20 protein-coding genes and 5 tRNA genes are annotated in these 22,650 nt (G+C 55.8%); 7 read left to right on the top strand and 18 right to left on the bottom strand.

Annotated elements, in window-relative coordinates:
- Positions 1–18: 18 nt before the first annotated feature.
- The 7 genes from AS89_RS0105235 to AS89_RS0105205 all read right to left on the bottom strand — a co-directional run bounded on the left by AS89_RS0105235 (position 19) and on the right by AS89_RS0105205 (position 4,245).
- Positions 19–95 (bottom strand) — tRNA-Asp (locus AS89_RS0105235).
- A gap of 26 nt (positions 96–121) precedes the next feature.
- A tRNA-Val gene (locus tag AS89_RS0105230) sits at positions 122–197 on the bottom strand.
- A gap of 159 nt (positions 198–356) precedes the next feature.
- Entirely contained in the window at positions 357–2,705 is a 2,349-nt protein-coding gene (locus AS89_RS0105225; protein WP_033229989.1) for a DUF6351 family protein, read from the bottom strand.
- 359 nt (positions 2,706–3,064) lie between these two features.
- The gene (gene cysC / locus AS89_RS0105220; RefSeq protein WP_010131353.1) at positions 3,065–3,688 is read right to left on the bottom strand and encodes an adenylyl-sulfate kinase; all 624 of its coding nucleotides are present in this window, start codon (positions 3,686–3,688) and stop codon (positions 3,065–3,067) included.
- Positions 3,689–3,864: 176 nt separating this feature from the next.
- Positions 3,865–3,940: transfer RNA gene (locus AS89_RS0105215), tRNA-His, on the bottom strand.
- Positions 3,941–4,074: 134 nt separating this feature from the next.
- Positions 4,075–4,151: transfer RNA gene (locus AS89_RS0105210), tRNA-Arg, on the bottom strand.
- Positions 4,152–4,168: 17 nt separating this feature from the next.
- Positions 4,169–4,245 (bottom strand) — tRNA-Pro (locus AS89_RS0105205).
- A 258-nt stretch (positions 4,246–4,503) separates the two neighbouring features.
- On the opposite strand from AS89_RS0105205, the gene folD reads away from it, so the two are divergent.
- From folD to AS89_RS0105190, 3 genes are read left to right on the top strand one after another with little or no spacing between them, the layout of a single operon-like run.
- Complete coding sequence (gene folD / locus AS89_RS0105200; RefSeq protein WP_010131352.1) at positions 4,504–5,349, top strand: bifunctional methylenetetrahydrofolate dehydrogenase/methenyltetrahydrofolate cyclohydrolase FolD; 846 nt, start codon at positions 4,504–4,506, stop codon at positions 5,347–5,349.
- Positions 5,342–6,067, top strand: a complete 726-nt coding sequence (gene rsuA, locus AS89_RS0105195) for a 16S rRNA pseudouridine(516) synthase RsuA (protein WP_010131351.1) — start codon at positions 5,342–5,344, stop codon at positions 6,065–6,067. Before folD ends, rsuA begins: the two co-directional genes overlap by 8 nt.
- A 28-nt stretch (positions 6,068–6,095) precedes the next feature.
- On the top strand, positions 6,096–7,115 hold the full coding sequence (locus tag AS89_RS0105190; RefSeq protein ID WP_010131350.1) for a class I SAM-dependent methyltransferase: 1,020 nt from the start codon (positions 6,096–6,098) through the stop codon (positions 7,113–7,115).
- A gap of 191 nt (positions 7,116–7,306) precedes the next feature.
- On the opposite strand, the gene AS89_RS0105185 is transcribed toward AS89_RS0105190, so the two are convergent.
- From AS89_RS0105185 to AS89_RS0105140, 10 genes are all read right to left on the bottom strand, one after another.
- Positions 7,307–7,762, bottom strand: coding sequence for a hypothetical protein (locus AS89_RS0105185; RefSeq protein ID WP_010131349.1), 456 nt, complete (start codon positions 7,760–7,762; stop codon positions 7,307–7,309).
- Positions 7,763–7,860: 98 nt separating this feature from the next.
- Entirely contained in the window at positions 7,861–8,613 is a 753-nt protein-coding gene (locus tag AS89_RS0105180; protein ID WP_010131347.1) for a methyltransferase domain-containing protein, read from the bottom strand.
- Between the two features lie 16 nt (positions 8,614–8,629).
- On the bottom strand, positions 8,630–9,100 hold the full coding sequence (locus AS89_RS0105175) for a GAF domain-containing protein (RefSeq protein ID WP_010131346.1): 471 nt from the start codon (positions 9,098–9,100) through the stop codon (positions 8,630–8,632).
- 159 nt (positions 9,101–9,259) lie between these two features.
- Positions 9,260–9,712: a hypothetical protein gene (locus AS89_RS0105170; protein WP_010131345.1), complete on the bottom strand. Its 453-nt coding sequence runs from the start codon at positions 9,710–9,712 to the stop codon at positions 9,260–9,262.
- 98 nt (positions 9,713–9,810) lie between these two features.
- Positions 9,811–13,449 carry an ATP-binding protein gene (locus AS89_RS0105165; protein ID WP_010131344.1) on the bottom strand — a complete coding sequence of 1,213 codons (3,639 nt, stop codon included), beginning with the start codon at positions 13,447–13,449 and terminating at the stop codon, positions 9,811–9,813.
- A gap of 21 nt (positions 13,450–13,470) precedes the next feature.
- On the bottom strand, positions 13,471–14,232 hold the full coding sequence (locus tag AS89_RS0105160) for a DUF4194 domain-containing protein (RefSeq protein WP_010131343.1): 762 nt from the start codon (positions 14,230–14,232) through the stop codon (positions 13,471–13,473).
- The gene (locus AS89_RS0105155) at positions 14,225–15,658 is read right to left on the bottom strand and encodes a Wadjet anti-phage system protein JetA family protein (protein ID WP_010131342.1); all 1,434 of its coding nucleotides are present in this window, start codon (positions 15,656–15,658) and stop codon (positions 14,225–14,227) included. The genes AS89_RS0105160 and AS89_RS0105155 overlap by 8 nt, the downstream gene beginning before the upstream one ends.
- A gap of 26 nt (positions 15,659–15,684) precedes the next feature.
- Positions 15,685–15,873, bottom strand: coding sequence for a DUF3012 domain-containing protein (locus AS89_RS0105150; RefSeq protein WP_010131341.1), 189 nt, complete (start codon positions 15,871–15,873; stop codon positions 15,685–15,687).
- 58 nt (positions 15,874–15,931) lie between these two features.
- Positions 15,932–17,305, bottom strand: coding sequence for a cysteine--tRNA ligase (gene cysS / locus AS89_RS0105145; RefSeq protein ID WP_010131340.1), 1,374 nt, complete (start codon positions 17,303–17,305; stop codon positions 15,932–15,934).
- A gap of 121 nt (positions 17,306–17,426) precedes the next feature.
- On the bottom strand, positions 17,427–19,100 hold the full coding sequence (locus tag AS89_RS0105140) for a glutamine--tRNA ligase/YqeY domain fusion protein (RefSeq protein WP_010131339.1): 1,674 nt from the start codon (positions 19,098–19,100) through the stop codon (positions 17,427–17,429).
- Between the two features lie 163 nt (positions 19,101–19,263).
- Here AS89_RS0105140 and AS89_RS0105135 point away from each other — a divergent pair, with 163 nt between their 5' ends.
- The 3 genes from AS89_RS0105135 (at position 19,264) to AS89_RS0105125 (ending at position 21,785) form a co-directional block, all read left to right on the top strand.
- Positions 19,264–19,773, top strand: coding sequence for a peptidylprolyl isomerase (locus AS89_RS0105135; protein ID WP_010131338.1), 510 nt, complete (start codon positions 19,264–19,266; stop codon positions 19,771–19,773).
- Between the two features lie 29 nt (positions 19,774–19,802).
- A complete protein-coding gene (locus tag AS89_RS0105130) occupies positions 19,803–20,531 on the top strand; it encodes a UDP-2,3-diacylglucosamine diphosphatase (protein ID WP_010131336.1) in 729 nt (242 codons plus the stop codon).
- 72 nt (positions 20,532–20,603) lie between these two features.
- Complete coding sequence (locus AS89_RS0105125; protein ID WP_158217340.1) at positions 20,604–21,785, top strand: saccharopine dehydrogenase family protein; 1,182 nt, start codon at positions 20,604–20,606, stop codon at positions 21,783–21,785.
- A gap of 64 nt (positions 21,786–21,849) precedes the next feature.
- Here the strand turns inward: AS89_RS0105125 and AS89_RS0105120 are convergent, their stop codons facing one another.
- Positions 21,850–22,320, bottom strand: a complete 471-nt coding sequence (locus AS89_RS0105120) for a DUF3429 domain-containing protein (protein ID WP_010131334.1) — start codon at positions 22,318–22,320, stop codon at positions 21,850–21,852.
- Between the two features lie 65 nt (positions 22,321–22,385).
- On the opposite strand from AS89_RS0105120, the gene AS89_RS0105115 reads away from it, so the two are divergent.
- Entirely contained in the window at positions 22,386–22,646 is a 261-nt protein-coding gene (locus tag AS89_RS0105115; protein ID WP_010131332.1) for a DUF3081 family protein, read from the top strand.
- Positions 22,647–22,650: the final 4 nt, after the last annotated feature.

Below are 22,650 nucleotides of genomic sequence, written 5' to 3'. Positions count from 1 at the left end.
AGGGCCTTTTTTTGTATCTGGCGGACCGGACGGGACTCGAACCCGCGACCTCCGGCGTGACAGGCCGGCATTCTAACCAACTGAACTACCGGTCCTCGGTAGTGCACTTCTTCTTGAGAAGTGGTGGGTGGTACAGGGGTCGAACCTGTGACCTACGCCTTGTAAGGGCGCCGCTCTACCAACTGAGCTAACCACCCAATTCGGTAACTTCTTATCGAAGGTTTCCGTTTTGCTCTGGGGTTATCCCCCGAGAGCGAGGCGCATCTTACCGGACTGAAGTTCAGAGTCAACAAAAAAGACGCCAAAATTTTTAAAAATTTTCAGCGCCTATTTATTCGCCAGCAATGACGCGAAACCTATTCCTCCGGTACCACCGATTCGACAGACACCGGTGTCGGGGCAACTTCCTCTTCAAGTTCAGAATCCTGCGCAATCTGCGCGGGAACCAACCGATAATCCGACTCAACGGGCTGACCGGCTATCATCACATCTCCCTTCTGTGGGAACAGAGGCTCACTCGGACGAGCGATATCACCGAGATTGTAGTTGCACACCCCATCCGGGAAAATTCGTCGCATGTCGTCAATACGCTCAACGACTTCATCTGTCACTTCTCCGTAGACCTCTTTCGCGATCGCACGCTCCAGTGGCTGCAGCGCACACTTAAATACGTCACCAGTAATCGGTGCACCAGCCATCATGCGCGGCGTGCTGTAAATCGGATAGAGCTGCATGCAAGCACCGTCGGACTTGAAGTTCCAGTCACCGTCCCACACATCTGGACCAGCGGCCAGAACATTCCCATCCCTGTCAAAACAGCGATCGGTCGCCTCCACAGGTTTATTACCGGCAACACCACGCTCCGGGTTCTCTGCAATTTTCTGGATCCAGTGATCGATAATATCGAGCGCTTCATCAACCGGGTCATACTTCTTGTGACTCATCCAGATCAACTGGTTATCTGCATGCCCGCGCGCGCGCCGAATACGCTCACGACTCGAAAAAGAAGCCAGGCTGTGGTGCATGTCCAGCTCACCTTCCAGGTAGTGGCGCAGATCAACAATCGGGATTTCGACATCACCGAGGAAGACGTGTCCTGAGCGATAAATACCCTCGATTGCATCCATACTGGCAACACTTCTAGGCGCCGGGTTATCCAGACTGCCTAAATTCATGTTGTGTTCACTCCAAACGGACAGGTCTACTGGGAACAGGTCACCGTTCATAAACCAAAGCTTCTCTCCCCCCTGCTCCAAGGGTGCCTTCCACCCACCAATCGTCGCGTTAAGATGGAGAAATTCATCAACACTGAGTCTGCCATTTTTTAGTGCCTCGAGGCCGTACTGTACCCCTTGGTTATCCCAGGCACTGTTCGCGTACCCATCGTGCCCGGCGCCATAGAAGTCTCGCAAGTCTTCCCAATGCGTCCAGTGCGTGTTGTCAGCGACCTCATCGGCATAGCTCGCTTTGAAGTGGATGAAATTTGGATTGTTTACCAGTGGCACAAGCCCACGCCAACCCTGTACACATTCGGATGTACCATTCGCAACACCTCGATAACGCGGATCAAAAAGCGCTACGGTATCCTCCAGAATCTTAAAGCGATGCTCAAAGTCGGCCTTGGTGGCGAGACCGATAATTGGCTGACGTTCAGATACGTCCTTCCAGCGGGAATTGTCCGCAGCAATTACATCGAAGTAATACTCAAGAGGCTCACAGTCGAAGACATAAATCGTCTGGCTAACCATATCCGGATAGGAATAAAGGGGGATTGCAGCGTCCAACACACCCGGTGCGTTCTGGGCTATGAGGTACTGCTGAATTGCTCCACCCGAGCCGCCAATTCCAACGGTATACAGTGGTTCATCGTAGAGCGAAGTAAATTGCTTTTTAAGACGCCGTGCGGTGTCTTCGGCGAGCCAGATATTGTAATGATTGCTGGTCTGGTTCGCGGTCGAGTAAACGATGGCGTAACCACGGGCCAACTGGTCCTCACGGCGCTCGACAATCGAGTTCCGACTCATATTGCCCTGGCGGCGTCCAACACCTACACCACCACGAAATTGATAAATTAAGCGCTTGTTCCAGTTACTGCCGTTGGGTTTTTCCGCGGTTTCATCTTCTCCGCGCAAGACTGCGATGGCGTAATGGAAACGATTTATGGTACCGGTCTCCAAGCGCACAACGAAGTCTGTCGTGCGCCCATTTACTGTCACCTTATCGATATCATCGACGGCTTTCTCCAACGGGTGGAACAAACCATCTAGGGTGCTGCGATAAAAGTAGGAAACGGACGTTGCATGGCTACAGTCGCGACTGTATCCAATGACTTCACTGGTCTTTTGCCCTTCTTCATCGAGAGCAAAAATTGGGATGCCCTCACCATCATGGTTGTCTACCAGAGGCTGACGTTGAGTGACTTTGTTTTGTCCGCATAAAAACGGATAGGTGGAAGGTCCGGAAAAAAGGGTTTCTACCGGTCCACTTTCGCCTATTGCTATGGGAAAGGGAAAGTACTCTGCCGGGCGCCCGCTTTTTCTCGGATGCTCACCGAGATAGGCCGATTGGGGGAGATGATCCAGCGCCCCCTCGGGCACGCCAACCACGGGTGCCTTCGGCACACCAGGCAGCCGCGGCAAATTCTCGTATGCAAACCAGCCACCCAACCCCAGCAACAGAAAAAACGCGGCGACAATACTCGTCACAACCCGCCGGACACCAAGTCGCGCGAAAAATCTCGTTGCGCTCAAAGCCATATGCGCCTCCCTACGCCATGTGTTCCTGTGTGCTCCGATGAACAGGTGCAGCTGTCGCAAATATTACGGGCACAGCAACAGTATATGTGGCGCGGGGAAAAGCGTTGGCCGGTTGGCGGGGGAGTTTACTTGAAGAAATCTGGGGAAAAACAACCGTTTAAGAATTAAACGGAATGTACAAAAAGCCGGGGAAATAGAGGTTCTCTCTCCGGAGCGTGGCGGCAACGCCATACCCCGGACAGACGACATAACAGCACACTACCCTACGACTGCGTCGTCACAGTAATGTGCATCACGACATCAATGGCTTAGACGATAATGCCACGCTGCTGCAGCGACTTGATCACCGCGTCTACTTCATCTTCCAGGGTCATCTGGTCGGTACGCAGATGCAGCTCGGGGCTTTCCGGCGCTTCGTACGGGTCGTCGATTCCGGTAAAGCCGCGGATTTCACCGGCGCGAGCTTTCTTGTACAAGCCTTTCGGGTCGCGCTCTTCCGCGGCCTCCAAAGAGCAGTCAATAAACACTTCCATAAAGGGAAGGTCGCCCTCTTCATGCACTTTACGCACCAATGCGCGATCTTCCGCATAGGGGCTGATGAAGCTGCTGAGCACCACAACACCTGTGTCCGCAAACAACTTGGAAATCTCACCAACGCGGCGAATGTTTTCCTGACGGTCCTCGGCAGAGAAGCCCAGATTGGAATTGATACCCAGGCGAATGTTGTCGCCGTCGAGACGGTAACTCAGTACACCGCGGGCCGTCAGTGCCTTTTCAACCGCTACCGCGACAGTGCTTTTACCGGAACCCGAAAGACCAGTGAACCAAAGAGTCACACCTTTATGACCAAGCATTGCTGCACGGTCGCCACGGTTTACTTCGCCGTCGTGCCAATGCACGTTGGTTGCCTTACGCTCGACTACTTCAGTCACTTTATTCCCCTAATTTTTAAAAATTAACTTCGGCGGAACCCTCTGCCGAAAGCGAAAACTGGCGCGCATTATCCTAGATCACCCCGACTTAGGTAAAGATGGGCGATAGAACAATCCGATCCCAAAACCAAAAAACCCGGCATAAAGCCGGGTTTTGGGACCTTAAGGTCAAAATATGGGGTGGCCGACGGGGATCGAACCCGCGACCTCAGGAGCCACAATCCTGTGCTCTACCAACTGAGCTACGGCCACCATAATGCGATATCAGTGTCTTGTGGCAACACTGTGTCGCCCATCTGCTGCGCAAATGAGCCGGGATAGTCCTGCGACCAAATGCTCGCTGTGGTCTACCGCTAGTCTGCCGAGTTCGCTGCCATTGGTAGGAATGGCACGCCCGGCAGGACTCGAACCTGCGACCATCCGCTTAGAAGGCGGATGCTCTATCCAGCTGAGCTACGGGCGCATAGAAACCCGGAAAATTGGTCGGGGCAGAGGGATTCGAACCCCCGACATCCTGCTCCCAAAGCAGGCGCGCTACCAGACTGCGCTATGCCCCGATACTGTCCCGAGGAGCTGCCCCCCCGTTTGAGTGCGCGCATATTACTTGCGCCCTCCGAGGGTGTCAACGCCGCTAAGCCATTATTTTTAAAGTAGTTTAGCCTTTCATCAAACTGGTTGCCGAATAGCTGACCAGATAGGGAAAATATTCGCGGCTTGTGCGAAAATGCCGCCCCTTTATTAAGCTTCTAATTCCTACACCCACGAGCCCGCCACTTCGCGCCGGCGGAGCTCTCTGTTCAGGTTGAGAAAAATCTATGTCAGCACTGGTTCTGGACGGCAAGGCCCTTGCCCAGAAAACCGAAGAAGAACTGTCTGCCCGCGTTGCGGCCATGAAAGAGAAAAGCGGCGGCCAGACTCCGATCCTCGCCACCATTCTGGTGGGCGACGATCCCGCTTCTGCGACTTATGTAAAGATGAAAGGCAACGCCTGCCGACGCATCGGCATGGATTCACTGCAAGTAGAGCTCCCCTCCTCTACGACCACCGAGCAACTGCTGGCCAAGATCGAAGAGCTCAACAGCAACCCCAATGTTCACGGTATTCTTCTTCAGCATCCGGTGCCGGAACAAATTGACGAACGCGCCTGCTTTGACGCCATTGCCCTGGAGAAAGATGTCGACGGCGTAACCTGCCTCGGGTTTGGCCGGATGGCGATGGGTGAGGAAGCCTACGGCTGCGCCACCCCGAAAGGCATCATGCGCCTGCTGGAGGCCTACGATATCGAACTTGAAGGCAAGCACGCCGTGGTCGTTGGCCGCAGCCCCATCCTGGGCAAACCAATGGCCGCCATGCTGCTGAACGCCAATGCTACCGTGACCATCTGCCACTCAAGAACGCAGGACCTGCCCGAGCATATCCGCCGCGCTGACATCGTAGTAGGCGCCGTAGGCCGACCAGAATTTATCAAGGCCGATTGGATCAAAGATGGCGCCGTGGTTGTGGACGCAGGCTACCACCCCGGTGGCGTGGGCGATATTGAGCTCGGCCCGCTGGTAGAGCGCGCATCCGCCTACACCCCAGTACCCGGTGGCGTTGGCCCCATGACCATCAACACCCTGATTTACCAATCTGTCGATTCTGGTGAGAAGAAGATTGGCTAAATCTACCCCGAAAACCTCCGCGACCCTACGTCTCGATAAAGCAATCAGCCAGGTCACCGACCTGTCGCGGGCTGAAGTAAAAAGAGCGGCACGTCAGGAGCGTATTACCGTCAACGGAAAGACAGTGACCGACCCTGCCAGCAAGGTGGATGTTGCTGACGAGCTTTGTCTCGACGGCGAGCCGCTCGGCGCGGCCGGCCCGCGCTACTTTATGCTGAATAAACCACTGGGCTACGTCTGCGCGACGAAAGACGGGGAGCACCCCATAGTGCTGGACCTGCTGGACGAGCCAAATTTGCAAAAACTGCATGTTGCGGGGCGCCTAGATATCGATACGACAGGACTGGTACTAGTCACCGATGATGGCCAGTGGTCGCATCGAATCGCCTCGCCACGTCATCAATGCGCAAAAACGTACTACGCACATTTAGCGGACCCCATTGCCGACGATGCGGTGGACAAGTTTGCCAAGGGTATCTGGCTAAATAACGAGAAGACCCGCACCAAGCCGGCCAAGCTCGAGATTCTCTACCGCAATGAAGTGCGTATCACCATTACCGAAGGGCGCTACCATCAGGTAAAACGTATGTTTGCAGCGCTGGGGAATCGCGTATTGGAGCTTCATCGTGAGAGTATTGGTGAAATCGTGTTAGATGAGATGCTGACCGAGGGGGAATACCGCGCGCTTACCCCAGAAGAAGTTGCCAGCATCGGCTGACCCTGCCAGAGAAGACCAAAGCTCCGCTATGTCTACCCTACTTGCCCAACTGCTGAGCGACAGCGATCAAGACACGCTGTGGATCGCCGACGAAAATAGCAAAGCCCAGCTCAAAGCCGGGCTGCCATTCCGCGGCACCCTACTCAGCAATCGCTGGGATATCGCCCAAGCGGCAGAGCAGGCTGGGATTACTGCACTTTTTTCGGACTTCGACTTGGGCGCCGTTGAGCGAAACTTCTCGCGCATCGTGTACCCAGTGTCGAAGGAAAAAGCGGCGGTGCACCATGTCATCAACACCGCCGCAGCGTGCCTACACGCGAATGGCGAACTGATCCTGGTCGGCAGCAAGAACAGCGGAATCAAAACCTACGCCCAAAAAGCCGCACAACGATTTGGCCGAGGGAAAAACCTGCAGAAGCATGGCACGGAATACGCCAGCCACAACCAACTGAACAGCGATGCGACACTAGGCGCACTCCTGGACGATTCCAATTACCGCACTTTGCGCAAGCTGGATCCACTCAATGGCCTGTTCAGTAAACCTGGCTTGTTTGGCTGGAACAAAGTTGACGTGGGCAGCGCCCAGCTCGCCCAGCACTTTTCCAAGCACTTGCCCAAAACTCCATTCAATGCATTGGACCTGGGTTGCGGTTTTGGCTATCTCAGTATCCAGCTCGCGCATCTGAACCCCGACGCACACATTGTTGCCACGGATAACAACGCCGCAGCCTTATTGGCATGTCAGAGTAATTTTGACGCGTCAGGAATTAAGGGTGAAGTAATTGCCGGCGATGCGGGCGCACAAATCGCTAGTGGCAGTGTAGATGTGGTGGTCTGCAACCCGCCCTTTCATCAGGGTTTTCAGGTGGAAGGTGATCTTACCGATCGTTTTCTCGCCGAGGCAGCGAGAGCACTGCGCACAGACGGTTCAGCGCTTTTTGTGGTAAACGAATTTATCCCTCTCGCGCGCAAGGCCGAGGGGCTATTTCGCGACGTATCCTTGCTGGAAAAAGCCAAGGGTTTTTGCGTATTTCGCCTGGCCAAATAAACGCCACTTCAAGGCGTCATTCCTCCCGCCTGGCTTCTCGCACCTATCCTCTCGCACCTATCCTCTCGCACCTATCCTCTCGCACCTATCCTCTCGCACCTATCCTCTCACACCTATCCTCTCGCACTTAGCTTCTCGCGACTAAATTCTCCCGTCCACAATCTCCAGCTTTACCGGAAAAACCTGTGCGATCAGCAATCGCGCAAGTTGTAGAGATTCACCGAAAGCGTGTGCTCCTCGAGCTGCTCGAGCTCAAGCAAACGCTCAAGAGTTCGCTTCGCGGTAGGTGTGTCGGCGATCAAGAGTAAATCGCGATACTGGTCGGAAAGGTACATCTCTATATCCATGGCCACCTGCCCGATGGCTTCAATGTCAGAGATATCGATATTGCGTAAGCGCTGCAATAATTCGGGTTCGCGCCCCTCGGGGGCGAACTGCACCCAGGTGCGTAAGGCCCCCTCACCCACATCTTCACGAAAGTTGTCCAGCGTGTGGCTCATCGACACTTCGCGTCGCTTCAATTGATCGAGCAGCAAACTGGCCCGTTCATCGGCAGAAAGCAATTCAAACTCCGCGTACTGGCGGCCCAATTTTTGGTGGAACTCCCTTCCCTCCTGAATCACATCTTCCAAGGTCTTGTAGCGCATCAATTGGTCCCGGGAAAATAACTGACTACTTTGAGTATAGACTCAAGGATCAATAGCCCGCCAACCCAATGCGTATATAAATAGCGTGAAATTGTGACTTAGCGAAGGGAGCGAATGCGCGCGCTCAATTTACGGGAGGGATTGCCTGGATTTAACGCGGTAGGGGCATGCAGCTTGAGATCGCTGCGATCCAGGGGCGTCCGGCTAAAAACACCGATACAGTTTTCGTAGTCCGGATGCTCCAAGGTCCAACTACCACTGGCAGGAGCCAATTTGCTGCTGAGGGCCGGCATTCGCCAGCCGCTCTCAAGCAATTCACGACGGGAGGCGAAGTTGCTCACCACCATGCCTTCAGGCCGCACAAGCCCGAGCACCGCCTCACACCAGTCGCGATCCGCAGCGAACGCGCGCTGAGCTTCACCATCGACATGACCAAACAGGTCATCGACTACCAGGTCAAACGGTGCCTCACCATCTGTTGTAAGGTCCGCTACCACTGCGCGAGCGTCCGCGCACACCAGCTCGACATCACCAACCCCGAAAAACCGTCTGGCGACTGAAAGGTGCACCGGATCAATATCCACGCCGAGGATTTGGCTTGGGGAGCAATAGGTCTGTAGCAGCCGGATCAAGGCGCCGCCTCCCACACCGAGTAGCAGCACCCGTTTCACCTGCTCAGGGGGCAGAAAAAACGCTGGCAGAAGCAACAGCTCCCACAGGGAACCTTTTAGCGGGTCACGGGGGTTCCACTGCGTGTGGAATACACCATTGGTGTAAAGACGCACGGATGCACCATGGGTGCGCACTTCATAGTGGTTGCCATTGCGCTGTTGCTGCCAAATAACCGCCATCCCTGAGCGCCCGACTCTAGGCCGCCGGCAAATCCGAGTGCTCAAGCAGCACCCGGGCAAATGCCTCTATCCCGGCCAGGTCCTGCTCGGTAAAGCGAGCGATTAGCGGGCTATCAATGTCCAGCACACCGATACAATGCTCACCGTTGTATAAGGGGACAACTATTTCGGACGCAGAGACCGCGTCACATGCGATGTGCCCGGGAAAAGCATGCACATCCTCGACAAGCTGCGACTGACCGGTCTTGACTGCCGTGCCACACACCCCCGATCCAACGGGAATGCGGGTGCAGGCCGGCTTGCCCTGAAATGGCCCGAGACGCAGCTCATCACCATGCAGGAAATAGAAACCGGCCCAGTTGATGTCAGACATTTCGAGAAAGAGTAGTGCGCTGGCGTTAGCAGTATTTGCCAGCCAATCGCGCTCGCCCGTTAGCAGGCCAGCTAGCTGGGCAGAGAGAGACTCATAAAACGCGGTAACACTCATAGCGAATTCCAGACTCAGAAAACCAAAAGCCCGCTGTGGTAGCGGGCTAGGAAAGAATGCAAACAGTGATTATAAGGAACCTGCCAAGGCCGGCAAAGTAATCTGTTAGCAACCGCCCGCTCAACGTCAAGCTAAATAAGCTAAGCGATTAGTGACCAGCTACTGATACGGGTCGGCGACCGGTGCCCTGTCACCAGCACGAGTCTCCGCTTTATAGACTTCGGCATCCACAGTGGGCTTGACCCACTCAGCATCGTCGCCAGCCTCACCCCGGCCACGGATTGCCGGCGCACTCGATGTAACATCGCCGGCGAAAACGGCGCGACCTTGCTGCCCAGCGTCCGCTTGCGCCGCAGGGCGTGATTTGACCGTCTCGTTCTTCAGTACGCGGCTAGCGATGGTATTTAAATTTGGACGGCGGCGCTCCGCCAGCTTTACGGATTCCAGCTCGGCGTTTAGACGCTTGATCTCCGCCTGCATATCACCCACCTTGGCCTGCAGGTCGGTGACCTGGGACAACACCCCTTTCACTTTACGACTTTCCTGCTCATACAGCACAGCGGCGCCACCAAAGGCCACCAAAAAGACCAACAAAATCGAAAACTGACGCATACAAGCCTCCCCTGCTCATAGCTTTATTGTTCAAACGAATGGACAAATACTACCTGAATGGGGCGTATGTTCCGTGAACTGACGTCTAAAAATCAAGTTCAAACAGTGACCGGCTCTTCCAGCATATCCAAAAACTCAAGGCTGGCCTGCTGGCGTATGGTATGCCGGTGGTTGGCCCACAGTTTGGCAATCTTTTCCTGATTGCACACTTTTCGATCGACATACACCCGGGTATTCAGCTCACCAATGGGCTTAGGACTCGGGCACTTGCTGAATACGAACTGGTTTGAAATCAGGTCCATAAACGGGCCGGACTTACTGCTGGGCATGATAAACAACAGCTGTAGCCCCAGCGTTTCCGTCAGATAGCGAATCACCTCGCGGGAGCGCGACTCATCCATCTTCGAGAAGGCTTCGTCCACCAAGACCATCTTCAGGTGACTGTTGCCGTCATTGAAGCGGAAGGCCGAGGTTACTGCCGCGGAACGGATAATGTAGGCGGGGGTCTCCAACTGGCCGCCGGAGCCGGTGCCGTACTGGCTCAGCGCGATAGGCTCCTTGCCCTGTGGCTCCTTGTAGATTTCGTAATTGCGATAGTTGCGGTAATCGCTGATACGATCGAGCTCGCGCCGCGCTACCTGCTCGTCCTCACTCAGCAACATATTCAGTAACTTGTCGCGTACCTGCTGGTGCTTCTGCGAAAGGTCGGCATCGAACAAGCTCTGCTCTTCACCGAGATTCGGCAGTTCGATAACCGCCTTGAAAAAGCCCCAATACTCTTTGAATTCCGGCACCCAGCGGTAATCGAAGCGGAAGCGCTCGCGATCGGCACCGAAGCGATGATGCTCAAGCTCAAGGTTGAGATCGTCCAGTACCCGCTTACCGTCGTTAATCGACTGATAAATCGCATGGCAGAGGTGGGTAACGAAAGTGGTGTTGAACGACTTCTTCAGCCCCTGTAACTGCTCATGGCGGTCTACCAGCAGATTATTCTTGAGGCGATTGCGCAATGCCGTCACCTGCTCTACTAGCTGGCATACCAGTTTGAACTGTGACTCATCATGGCCCGCGGCAAAATCTGGATCAAACGACAGGGTATCGCCGGTGCTACAACTCGCGTTGTAGTCCATCACCGCCTTCAATAGCTGGTGGCTGTATTTCTGCAGTAGTCCACGCCATTCCGCGACATCCTGAGAAAAGTCGAAACCATCATCCGCCTGCGCAGCCTGTTGATCCGCCTGCTGCAACACCGCATCGGTATCGAAATCTGGGGTGATCTGGGCAATGCGCTGCACCGCAGCCTCGCAGTCCGTCAGCGCCTCATCGAGCTGATCGAGCTGGGCAGAGAGCGCTTGCAGTTGCCGCGCAATACCGTCTAGATTTGATTCCAGCTTACCGGCCAGCTTCTGCAGGCTGGCACCCTGCTGGCGCTCCGCCTCAAGCTGTTCGTGTAAGGTGTTGGCCTGCTGCTCCAGCTCCACGCCGTCGTCCAGATCAAGGTTCGACAGCGCCTGCTCCGCATTGCGCCCTTGGCGCTGCGCATCCAGTGCGGCATCGACCGATTCCAGCAGCGACAGGCTGGACAAACTGCGTACAGCCTGAGACAGCTTGCGCAGCTGTTGCTGCTGCTCGCTGATCACACCAGCCTCTTTCAGCAGCTGCTGCATTGCACGCTCTTGTGCCGCCAGCGCCCGGGCACGTGCGCCCTGGCCGAATACCAGCTCACTGTCGTCGATATCACAGCGCCACATACTGTAGTTGCCACTCGCCAGCCCCTCGGAGGTCAGGCCACGACGCGTACCCTTGAGTTCAGCGGTATCCCGCACCTGCAGGACACTGCCGTAGGAAGCACGCAGGTAATATTCCGCGGTCTTGTGGCTGAACGACATCAACTCAACAATGGAGCCCTTTTGCGCATCCAGTCGCTCCGCATCCCGCCGCGCCTTATCCCCCTGGATAACCCGTGCACGGTTGCTGCGTCCGGGCATATTGCGCACTACACGGATGGCATCCGCCTCAAACTCCGGCTCAACAATAATCGAGAAGCGCGCACCACCCAGATAGCCTTCAATCGCCATCTGCCAGCGCTCGTCGAGCACTTCAACAAAGTCGCATAACACCTGCGGCTCGGCCTGCGGGCACTGCTCGCGAATTGCCACCAGCGCCTGCTCTACGTATTGCGGATAGCGCACCCGATTTGACTGCAGATGTTGAATGCGGGATTCCTGGCCGTGCAGCTGCTTCTGCATTTGTTGCACTTTCAGCTCACCGCGGGATACCAAGTCATTCACCTGGTCGCGCAAAGTGACTTCACCCGGTTCCGCGCCGGTCATCTGCTGCACGAAACGATTCTGCTGGGCCTCAGACTTGGCGACGGTTTCGCGCAGGGATTCCTGCGCGGAAAGGTCAATCCAGTCTTTGCCGAGCAGGCCATCGAGCTTGGGCAACGGCTCACCGCGGGCCACTGCCTTGAGTGACTTCACCAGCGCCCCATCGCTAAATGCGGGTATCTCCAGTGAAACGGAAGTCGTGCTCAGTAGAGACAACAGCTCTTCCGCCGCATTTTGATTCGAGGTAAACAATTTCTGCTGGGCCGCAAGTGGCGATGCCAGAGAAGAAAGAATGCGATTGGCCTGGGTGATTTTCTGATCCAATTCATCCTTGCTGCGCAGCGCGGAGATTCCCTGGCGCTGCGCCTGAATGGCCACCAGCTGCTCGCTCAGATGCCGGGTGCGCGCCTCGGACTGCAGGATTTCCTGAGCGGTCCGCTCCAGCTCCGCGCGGGTTTCCTTCTGTCGGTTCTTGCCTTCCAGATAGGTTTTCTGTACACGAAGCTGCTGGTGCTTGGCCTGCAAATATTCCTGCACCCGCAATTGCAGCCACTGCTCGGTATACAGATCTGCCGACTCGGCAATGCGCGCAAGCGCATCCACGCGATCAACAATTTCCCGCGCCTCCTGCTCCATGCCGTGGATAGTTTTCATCAACTCGGACACAGAGCGAATGGCGTCGCCGAGATCGCGCCTCTCCAGTACTTCCTGCGCGACAAAGTCGTTGATGCTCTTTACTGGTTTATACGCCATGAAGTTGGCGAAGGTACGCGCAGCATGAGTCGCTTCCCGATCGGGAACCGCATCTTTGCGGCCGCGCAAAGCGCCATAGAGACGGCGCAGGTACGCTTTCTTTTTATCGTACTGTTCGACCTTGCCAAACTGCTTGCTGATTACGCCATAGAACTTGTCGAGCGGCAGCAGGTGTTTGCCATCTTTGTACTCTTTAATAAAGTCACCCATCGCCAGCTGCTGACCGGGGATGACAAAGAACTTCAAATTATCCTGACGCGCCTGGGCGGGCTTGGAGCTGGTATCCAAATGAGCGCGGATCGCCATGATCGCGGTAAACGGCTCGCCCTCCTCACCCTCAGTCGGAAAGAAGTTACCGGCGATATAGCAATCGGTAGGTTGCAGCCGCGCGTAGCTACCGTCGTCACAGCCAAGGACATAGGACGCGAGTGTACGTACCTGTTTGCCGCCGCGGCCGCGCTGGGTAGTCTCATCCTGCCCCGGGTTGAAGGTGAACAGGGTATCGTGTGCGGCCGTCATCAACGTCTGAATGGCATCGGCGGCCGTGGTCTTACCGGAGCCATTGCCCCCCGAAAACAGGTTGATCGGACCGAAATCGTATTCCAGCTGGGGAATATTGCCCCAGTTGATCAGAATGAGTTTTTTCAGAAACATGCGTTTCGTTCGCTCACTATTTTATTGTTGCGAATCAGCAAAGAGGCTGTGCTCTTCACTGGCAGGCGTAATGCGCTGAATATCTTCCCTGCTCTCTTTAGGTGTAGCAGGCCCCTGCGCGTCCGCAGCTGGTTCCGCCGCTGATTCCACAACCGGGGGCTCACTCTCCAGTAGTTGAGCCAGTGCTGCTTCACTCACAAATTGCGCAATAGTGGGCCGCACTCTCAGCAGGGCTTCCGCACCGGCATCATTGTCGTCCCCATTGAACTGGATCAGGCGCAGCTGGCGCAGCTTTTTCAACAGCTGCTTGCGCTCTGCCAGCTTGTCCGGCAACGACATTTTTAGCAGGTTGCGCAAACCAAGCTCGAGGGCTTCGAGAGTCAGCGCCACACAACCCTGGTCATCGACCTGCCCTTCCCGCAGCGACTTGTCGTACTCGACGCGCAACACAAGAATCGCGGCGACTTCCTGTTGCGAAAGACGCGCGCGAAAACCGCCGTGGTGCGGCTCATCCTGATCCGGCATGCTGGGAACTTCGGCACCCGGCGGATAGACGCGGATAAACTGGAATCGACTGTCGTGCTGCAAACGCAAACCCAGTGGTGCGATCCAGTCGCGGATCAACTGCTCGCAGCGCTGAAAGCGATCGTAAAGTAGCGTTTCTACGTTACTTTCATCGCGGCAGATAACACCGTAATCCAGCAGGCGCACCAGCAGCTCGGAAAATTCATTGCGGGTCAGGCGGCACTGCGCCAATGCCTCATCAAGAGCCTGTTCAATCACGGTTTTTCAACTCAAGTGTGTATTCATCGAAAGACTGGAAATAATCGTTGCTCGCGGTTTCACCGGAAAAAGTTACCTCCACAAAGGGGCCGGTACCATCCTGCGAGACCGCGGCGGCTTCCAGCGCGTGGCTCATGGCCAGCAGATCCCGCGCGTTGGTGAGCGGAAGATCGCGGCTATGTACCCGCTGCCCGCTACCAAGCGCATTCGCCAGGTAGGTTTTGAGATCGCTGCTGTTGAAATTGAATGCCTGATCCAGCAGCTGCTGCAGGACGATGCCTCGCTGACTTTCGTCGTCAATCGGTGCCTCATCCTCCACCAAGGTATTCACCGGCTGACGGCGGCTGCGCTGCCACAATTGGGTGTGTTTTGGATCGAACAAGCGTAACTGGAAACTGGCGAGATCATCGCCGAGGCTGGCGAGCAGTGCATCACGCCGGTCGCTCGTACCCAGTTCCTGACACAGATCCGTGAATGCACCCTCGGTGGTGCTTTGCAGGTAACTGAGCTGGCGAATGATAATTTCTGCGCGTTTGGTAAACCCTTGCAGGGCCTGGCGCAGTGCCGGCAACTTTACTTCACAGGCGCGACGCATACGATCTTCGATGGTGTCGAGCATCAACCACAAAACGGACTGCCCCTCGACAAAGAGCTCGGGCAATTGCTGGCGCAAGCGCTGTTCCCATTCCGCTTTTTGTGCGCTGTCTTTGCGGCGTATCTGGCCGATTACCCGGCTGATACTATCGCGATGTTTCTCCACACTATCCGCAGAAAGTCGGATCGCCAGGTCAGGCTGGAAGCGACTTTCCATAAACGAGAAGAATTCGTCAGTCGCCTGCTGCACCAGAATGTGTGCTTCAACCTCACGCACCATCTCCCGCTTGCGCTCTTCAAGCTCAGCGATCATATCAGTGAAGTCGGCAACGATTCGCTCGGAATACTCCCACGCATCGATCAGATCGTAGATCTCACCACGGCTGGCGAAGGCATCCAGAGCATTGAGCGTATTTCGGGTGTTGCGATGGCGGGTGCGCACGCGGGTGCTGTTGAGTTCCACCAGCGGTTGCGTAAACAGGCGACCGCGACGACTGAACGGGTAAGACACGGTGAGTGTGGCGGAGTCCACCAGCTTCTCCAGCCAGCCAAACTCCACCAGACTATTCAGCACCCATATGGCTTGTTCACGCAGGCCGCGAAAGCGCCCCTCAGATTCGGCACCCCCCTCGCCGTCGCTATCGAGCTGCGGGGCGCGTGTCAGCGCTTCCGAAAAGATTTCCAGAATCTGCTCGCGGTTCAGGGATTCACCGTAATCCGCCTTGGCGGTATACAGGCGCTCATATAACAGACGCAGACACTCCACCACCTGCTCACGGTACTTACCGGTAAGCGGGCGGAAGAAGTGCTGGCAGGAATCGACAAAAAACAACGGACGGCTTCCGTATCAATCGTCGCTTAATTTTCGTCTGGTTTTTGGTTCAGTACGCAGTATTTGGTGTAGTCGCCGGCGTCCTTGAAGCTCCAGTCACCCTTCGGAGTTTCGTCCATCTTCTTACACCAGGCATCGGAGCCGCGCTTGGGTTCACAGGCCGCAAGCAGAAAAACAGCGGACACAACAGCAGCAATAGTGAGGATGTTTTTCATGGTCGATTTATCTCTAATTGTTCTTTCGTTCTTGTTCTGATCTACAAGCCAGCGCCGCTTACTCGCGGCGCCACTTGGTGCCCTCGCGGCTGTCTTCCAGCACGACGCCTTTGGCTTTGAGTTCCTCACGGATCTCATCTGCACGGGCAAAGTTTTTGTCCTTCTTGCTTTGCTGGCGCTCGGCAATCAACGCTTCAATCTCTTCCTCGCTGATGGCATCACCACCGCGGGATTGTTTGAACCAGGCTTCCGCGTCCATCTGCAAAATACCGAGCATCTCACCCGCGGCAAGTAGCTGTCCTTTCAACGCGGGCTTTTCAGCTTCCGCAGCCTTGTTCAGGTCTCGCGCCAGCTGATGCAGCTCACTGATCGCAATGGGCGTATTCAGGTCATCGTGCAGGGCTTGGGTAAACGCCGTACCTTCCAGATTGGCCGCGGATGCGGTAACCGACTGAGTTTCACGTAAGGCGCCATACAGGCCATCCAGCGTACGCCACGCCTGATCGAGCAGATCGGCACTGAAGTTCAGCTCCGAACGATAGTGCGCCGAGAGCAGCGCAAAGCGCAGGACTTCACCGGGGTACTGCTCCAGCAGATCATTGACCATACGGAAGTTGCCCATGGATTTGGACATCTTCTCGCCGTCGATATTTACGTAGCCGTTGTGCATCCAGTAACGCACAAAATCCACACCATTGGCGCAGCAGCTTTGCGCGCGCTCGTTTTCATGGTGCGGAAAGGTCAGGTCACGGCCACCACCATGGATATCGATGGTTTCACCCAGGTGCTTTTTGATCATCGCCGAGCACTCAAGGTGCCAGCCCGGGCGACCACGACCCCAGGGGCTATCCCAGCCGGGCTCTTCTTCCGAAGAGGGCTTCCACAGCACAAAATCACCGGCGTACTTCTTATACGGTGCGACTTCAACCCGGGCACCGGCCAGCATATCGTCCAGAGAACGTTTGGACAGTTTGCCGTAGTCGTCCATCGACTCTACCGCGAACAGGACATGGCCTTCCGCGGCGTAGGCGTGGCCCTTTTCGACCAGCGCCTCGATCATCGCGATCATTTCAGGCAGGTGCTCGGTGGCATATGGGGTGACATCCGGCTGCAGGGTATTCAGCGCAAGCATATCTTCGAAGTACGCCTGCGCAAATCGCTGGCTTAACGCGGTGATTTCTTCACCGTTATCGCGCGCCGCCTTCATGATTTTGTCGTCAATGTCGGTGATATTGCGCGCGTAGACCACATCGCTGTACAAACTTTTCAGCACCCGGTAGAGGGTGTCGAACACCACCGCAGGGCGGGCATTACCGATGTGCACCCGGTTGTACACGGTAGGGCCGCACACGTACATGCGCACGCGATCTTCCTGGATGGGTGTAAAGACTTCTTTTTCACCTGAGAAGGTGTTGTAGATCTTGAGAGACATCTCTATCCGCTACTTAATCTGATGGCTGACAGTTGGATGTGCACAAGACATCCATCGAAATCGCAATTCTACAGGAGCTGTCAAGCAGCTCCTGAACGCACCACCAGAGGTTACTTTCGTGTTATTTGCCCTGCTCTTTGGCCCAGCTGTCGCGCAGGCCAATGGTACGGTTGAATACCGGCTTTTCCGCCGAGCCATACTTGCTGTCGCGACAGAAGTAGCCGTTGCGCTCAAACTGGTAGCCTTTCTCGGGCTCTGCCTGAGCAAGACCGATTTCCGCCTTACAACCGGTGAGTATCTGCAGGTTGTCCGGGTTTACTGACTCCAGGAAATTCTTGCCACCGGCATCCGGCGCCTCTTCGTTGAACAGGCGGTCGTACAGGCGCACTTCGCAGTCCACATTGTTGTCTGCCGACACCCAGTGGATCACGCCTTTTGGCTTCACGCCGTCGGCCGGGTCCTTGCCCAGCGAGTCCAGATCGACGGAACACAACACTTCGACAATTTCACCGGCGTCGTTCTTGACCACTTCGTCGGCCTTGATGACATAGGCGTTGCGCAGACGGACCTTTTTGCCGAGCACCAGGCGCTTGTATTTCTTATTCGCTTCCTCGCGGAAGTCTTCCTGCTCGATATAAACGGTCTTGCTAAACGGCAGTTCCCGCGCGGGCAAGTCGTCCCGCACTGGGTGGCCCGGGGCACTCAGCATTTCCTGCTGGCCTTCCGGGTAGTTGGTGAGGGTCACCTTCAGCGGCGCCATGACACACATGGCACGGGGCGCATTCTTGTCCAGGTCATCGCGAATGGCGTACTCGAGCATACCCACATCCACGGTGGAGTCAGAACGGGTAACACCGATCATTTCGCAGAACTGACGAATCGCCGCTGGCGTCACACCGCGGCGACGGAGACCGGACAGAGTCGGCATGCGCGGATCGTCCCAGCCATCGACAAAGCCTTCGTCTACCAGCTGCTTCAGTTTACGCTTGGACACCACGGTGTAGTTCAACTGTAGGCGGGCGAACTCGTACTGGCGCGGAAGTGCCGGTACCGGCAGGTTCTCGATAAACCAGTCGTAGAGCGGTTTGTGGTCTTCAAACTCGAGGGTACAGATGGAATGGCTGATACCTTCGATCGCATCGGACTGGCCATGGGCGAAGTCGTAGCTGGGATAGACACACCATTTATCACCGGTCTGGTGGTGCGCCATCTTCTTGATGCGGTAAATGATCGGGTCGCGCAGATTGATGTTCGGCGCGGCCATATCAATCTTGGCGCGCAGGCTGCAGCTACCCTCGTCAAATTCACCAGCGGTCATACGCGCGAACAGGTCGAGATTCTCTTCCACGGAGCGATCGCGGAAGGGACTGTTTTTACCCGGCGCCTTCAAGGTGCCGCGGTACTCACGTGCCTCTTCCGGCGAGAGATCACACACGTACGCTTTACCCTGCTCGATAAGAGAAATCGCCCACTGGTGCAGCTGATCGAAATAGTCCGAGGTATAACGTGCGTCTCCCGCCCAGTCGAAGCCAAGCCAGGATACGTCGCGCTTGATCGCGTTAACGTATTCCTCTTCTTCCTTGGCCGGGTTGGTGTCGTCAAAACGCAGGTTGCATTGACCACCAAACTCTTTCGCCAGGCCAAAATTCAAACAAATGGATTTGGCATGGCCGATATGCAGGTAGCCATTGGGCTCCGGCGGAAAACGGGTGGTCAATTGATCAACCCGGCCCTCGGCCAGGTCTTCACGAATGATGTTCTGTAGAAAGTGAGCGGGCTTGCTCTCGGATGTCATAGCTTTCTCTATATACAGCTGTACAAACTAAGAGGCGGATTATACCCCAGATGCGGGTTTGCGCATGGCTTTTCATTTCCCGGGCGCTAACTACCTGAGTCGCTTGCGTCGGTCTGTGAACAGAGTATCATGCCGCCCCAAACCGACCCGGACAGGACAATTTATGATCACTCTGCACACTACTCACGGCGACATCGCTCTGGAACTGGACTTTGACAAGGCCCCTAAAACCGCGGCCAACTTTCTCCAGTACTGCCGTGACGACTTCTACACCGGTACCATCTTTCACCGCGTGATCAACAACTTCATGATCCAGGGCGGCGGCATGACCCCGAACATGGACCAGAAGCCCACGCGCGACGCTGTAGAAAACGAAGCAGACAACGGCCTGAAGAATGACACTGGCACCGTGGCAATGGCTCGCACCATGGACCCACACTCCGCCACCGCTCAATTTTTCATCAACGTGAACGACAACGACTTCCTGAACTTCCGTTCAAAAGATGCGCAAGGCTGGGGCTACTGCGTATTCGGAAAAGTCGTTGACGGCATGGACGTGGTCAACAAGATCAAAGACGTCGCCACCGGCAGCAATGGTTTCCACCAGGATGTACCTCGCGAAACCATCGAAATTACCGGCGTAACCATCTCCGACGCCTACGCCGACAAGTAATTACTCCAGATCAAGGGCGGAATCATCCAGTGGCCAGCTATCTCATCTCAGACCTGCATCTGGACGAATCCCGCCCGGACATCACCCGGGCCTTTTTTGACTTCCTCAAGGGGCCCGCGGCCGGTGCCGACGCACTCTATATTCTCGGCGACTTCTTCGAAGTATGGATCGGGGATGACGACGATGCACCGCTGATTGAACAAGTTGCCCAGCAACTCCACGCCTACTCGCAAAGCGGCCCAGCCCTCTACCTTATGCACGGCAATCGCGACTTCCTGCTCGGGGAAGACTTTGCCCTGCGCTGCGGCGCCACCCTTCTCCCAGACCCAAGCGTTGTCGAACTGGCCGGCAAACCGGTACTCCTTATGCATGGCGACAGCCTATGCACACGCGACCAGGAATACATGGCATTTCGCCAGCAAGCGCGCAATCCTGCGTGGCAGCAAGTACTGCTGAGCAAATCACTGGAAGAACGCCGCCAGATTGCCGAGCAGATTCGCGCCGCCTCCAAGTCCATGAACAGCCTTAAAGCCGAGGACATCATGGACGTAACACCGGAGGAAGTGGTCAAGGCGCTTGCCGAGCACAACTGCGACACGATGATTCACGGCCACACGCACCGGCCCCACCGCCACCAACTCACCGTGAACGGCCAAGCGGCCGAGCGCCTGGTGCTGGGCGATTGGGGCACCCATGGCTGGAGCATCAAAGCGGACGAAAATGGACTGGAGCTGATCCACTGGCCCATCACCCCCTAGCCCGTCACCCGTGAGCCTGTTACCTTAGAGATCACAAGCACAAAAAACGCGCCAAGGATCAGGAGCGAATCATTGTCAGCACAACATGCAATCCGCAAACGGGTGCTTATATTGGGTGGTTACGGCACCTTCGGCAGCCGTATCGCCGAAATGCTGGCAAGTGTCCCTTCGGTACAAATTCTTATTGCTGGCCGCGACCAGTTTAAGGCCTCCCTGCTCGCCAACCGCTTGCAGCAGCAATTCCCCCAAACCTTGTTTGTCGGCTTGCGCCTGGATCTGAACTCGATCAATTTTTCCGCGCAAATTCGCGGCCTGAACCTCGATGTGGTCATCCACTGTGCAGGCCCGTTCCAAGGGCAGGACTACCAAGTGGCCCGCGCCTGTATTGACCACAAGGTGCATTATCTCGACATCGCCGATGGCACGGACTTTGTCACCAACTTCGGTGTGCTGCATAGCAATGCCACCAAAGCCGGTATCTGTGCGGTATCCGGCGCAAGCAGCCTGCCGGCACTGAGCTCCGCCGTGCTAGCCGTGCTCACGGAAGAATTCGACTCGATCAGCGATATTGACGTCGCCATTGCCCCAGCACACCGTATCCATCGCGGCCTTGCCACGGTACGTTCTGGCCTTGATGCACTGGGCAGCGAGTTCAATATCCTTTGTGAGGGACGCCCCTATCGCACCTTCGCGGGTGCTGAGCCCCGCAAGGTGCACCTCGGGCACCCGGTCGGCACGCGGCACGTGTGCGATTTCGACATTCCAGACCTCAAGCTAATCCCCCCTTTGTGGCCCAAACTGCAAAACCTCCGCTTTGGTACCGGCGTGCAACCCTGGGCACTACAGGAAGGCTTAAGCTGGTGCGCGAAATTTGCTCACGTTGTAAAACAACGCTCGACGAATTGGCACCTACCCTGGTTTGCCAAATGGGGGCATAAACTCGCGGCCTGGTGGCCGGGCGGCTCACCCCATGGCGGCATGACCATTGAGGTACGTGGCGAGATACACAAGAGATTCGCAAAAGCCCACTGGCAAATACTGGGCCTGAATGGTGATGGGCCATGGATACCGGCCGCACCGGCTGCCGCGCTCGCGCGCAAACTACTGAGTAACGACGCCTGCCCCAGCCATTTACAGGGAGCTGCGCCGTGCTGGCAACTGATCACACTGGAAGAAATACTGCATGAACTAACGCCCTACTCTGTGATTACGGCCACGCAAGGCCCTGCAGAAAGTTCTTACACAAGCTCCTAAACAATGGCCGGGCGAGCCCGGCAAAGACGCGATAACCTCGCGACGCAAGTAACCAACAACAGCATTAACCACCACCAGCACTGAGCAGCACCATCACAATATGGCAGGCCACCACCAGGTAAGTCACCCGCGTGCGCGTGCGGAAATAGTCCGTCAATTCCCGCTTATTGGGCTTTAACCGCGCCTCCATCCGCTCGACAACAACGTAACATAGCAAGAGCAACGGCAAGCCGACTGGCGTCCGGTACAGCAACAGACCGACCCACCCCAGCAGGCACAACCCATTGCTCAGATACATCAGCCTGTTGCGCGACGGGTGCTGTGGTGCATTCAAAGCCCCACCCCACCAGATCCCACACAGGAAGCTCAAAATGGCACAGCTATATGCCGCGAACAAAAAGCGCCCATCGACATAACCTAATGAAAATCCCGCCCACTGCATCCACAAGCCAAGCACGCACGGCAACAGGCCCAGGTAGGCCAGGCGGTTAAACCAATTTAACGAGACGGCTGCAGATTCTTGGCTGGATGGCATTGTCGGATCTAAGCTGGATGACGGAAATGCGCATTAAAGCTTAGACAAAGGCGAGGGAGACTGGAATGGAGTTCGAACAGAAAATTGACGTCAAACAAGCGCTACGCGTATTCAACCGGGTTACCAAGGACGGCAAAAAAGTGGGGGATGAATGGCAATTCTACGGCCTGACCGCCAGCACCGATTTCGACGGATACACGGTGTTTTTGCGCTCAAACCGTGTAGAACTGACCATCTTTTTTCACAACAAATTTAAAGTGGAGTGCAGCAACGCACTCGACCTCGAAAATTTCGTCGACCTGCTCAAAAAGCTAGACCCCAATTAAGCGC

Origin of the sequence: Microbulbifer agarilyticus S89, from assembly GCF_000220505.1 — a bacterium.
Taxonomy (GTDB): Bacteria; Pseudomonadota; Gammaproteobacteria; order Pseudomonadales; family Cellvibrionaceae; genus Microbulbifer; species Microbulbifer agarilyticus_B.
Note: the sequence above shows the minus strand (reverse complement) of the source record. Positions and strands in the feature narration are given on the sequence as shown.

Coding starts and splice junctions, on each gene's coding strand:
- AS89_RS0105150 (WP_010131341.1), bottom strand. CDS start 15,873: ATGAAAAACATCCTCACTATTGCTGCTGTTGTGTCCGCTGTTTTTCTG.
- AS89_RS0105115 (WP_010131332.1), top strand. CDS start 22,386: ATGGAGTTCGAACAGAAAATTGACGTCAAACAAGCGCTACGCGTATTC.
- AS89_RS0105180 (WP_010131347.1), bottom strand. CDS start 8,613: ATGGCGGTTATTTGGCAGCAACAGCGCAATGGCAACCACTATGAAGTG.
- AS89_RS0105175 (WP_010131346.1), bottom strand. CDS start 9,100: ATGAGTGTTACCGCGTTTTATGAGTCTCTCTCTGCCCAGCTAGCTGGC.
- folD (WP_010131352.1), top strand. CDS start 4,504: ATGTCAGCACTGGTTCTGGACGGCAAGGCCCTTGCCCAGAAAACCGAA.
- cysS (WP_010131340.1), bottom strand. CDS start 17,305: ATGTCTCTCAAGATCTACAACACCTTCTCAGGTGAAAAAGAAGTCTTT.
- AS89_RS0105135 (WP_010131338.1), top strand. CDS start 19,264: ATGATCACTCTGCACACTACTCACGGCGACATCGCTCTGGAACTGGAC.
- AS89_RS0105140 (WP_010131339.1), bottom strand. CDS start 19,100: ATGACATCCGAGAGCAAGCCCGCTCACTTTCTACAGAACATCATTCGT.
- AS89_RS0105120 (WP_010131334.1), bottom strand. CDS start 22,320: ATGCCATCCAGCCAAGAATCTGCAGCCGTCTCGTTAAATTGGTTTAAC.
- AS89_RS0105185 (WP_010131349.1), bottom strand. CDS start 7,762: ATGCGCTACAAGACCTTGGAAGATGTGATTCAGGAGGGAAGGGAGTTC.
- AS89_RS0105190 (WP_010131350.1), top strand. CDS start 6,096: ATGTCTACCCTACTTGCCCAACTGCTGAGCGACAGCGATCAAGACACG.
- AS89_RS0105170 (WP_010131345.1), bottom strand. CDS start 9,712: ATGCGTCAGTTTTCGATTTTGTTGGTCTTTTTGGTGGCCTTTGGTGGC.
- AS89_RS0105165 (WP_010131344.1), bottom strand. CDS start 13,449: ATGTTTCTGAAAAAACTCATTCTGATCAACTGGGGCAATATTCCCCAG.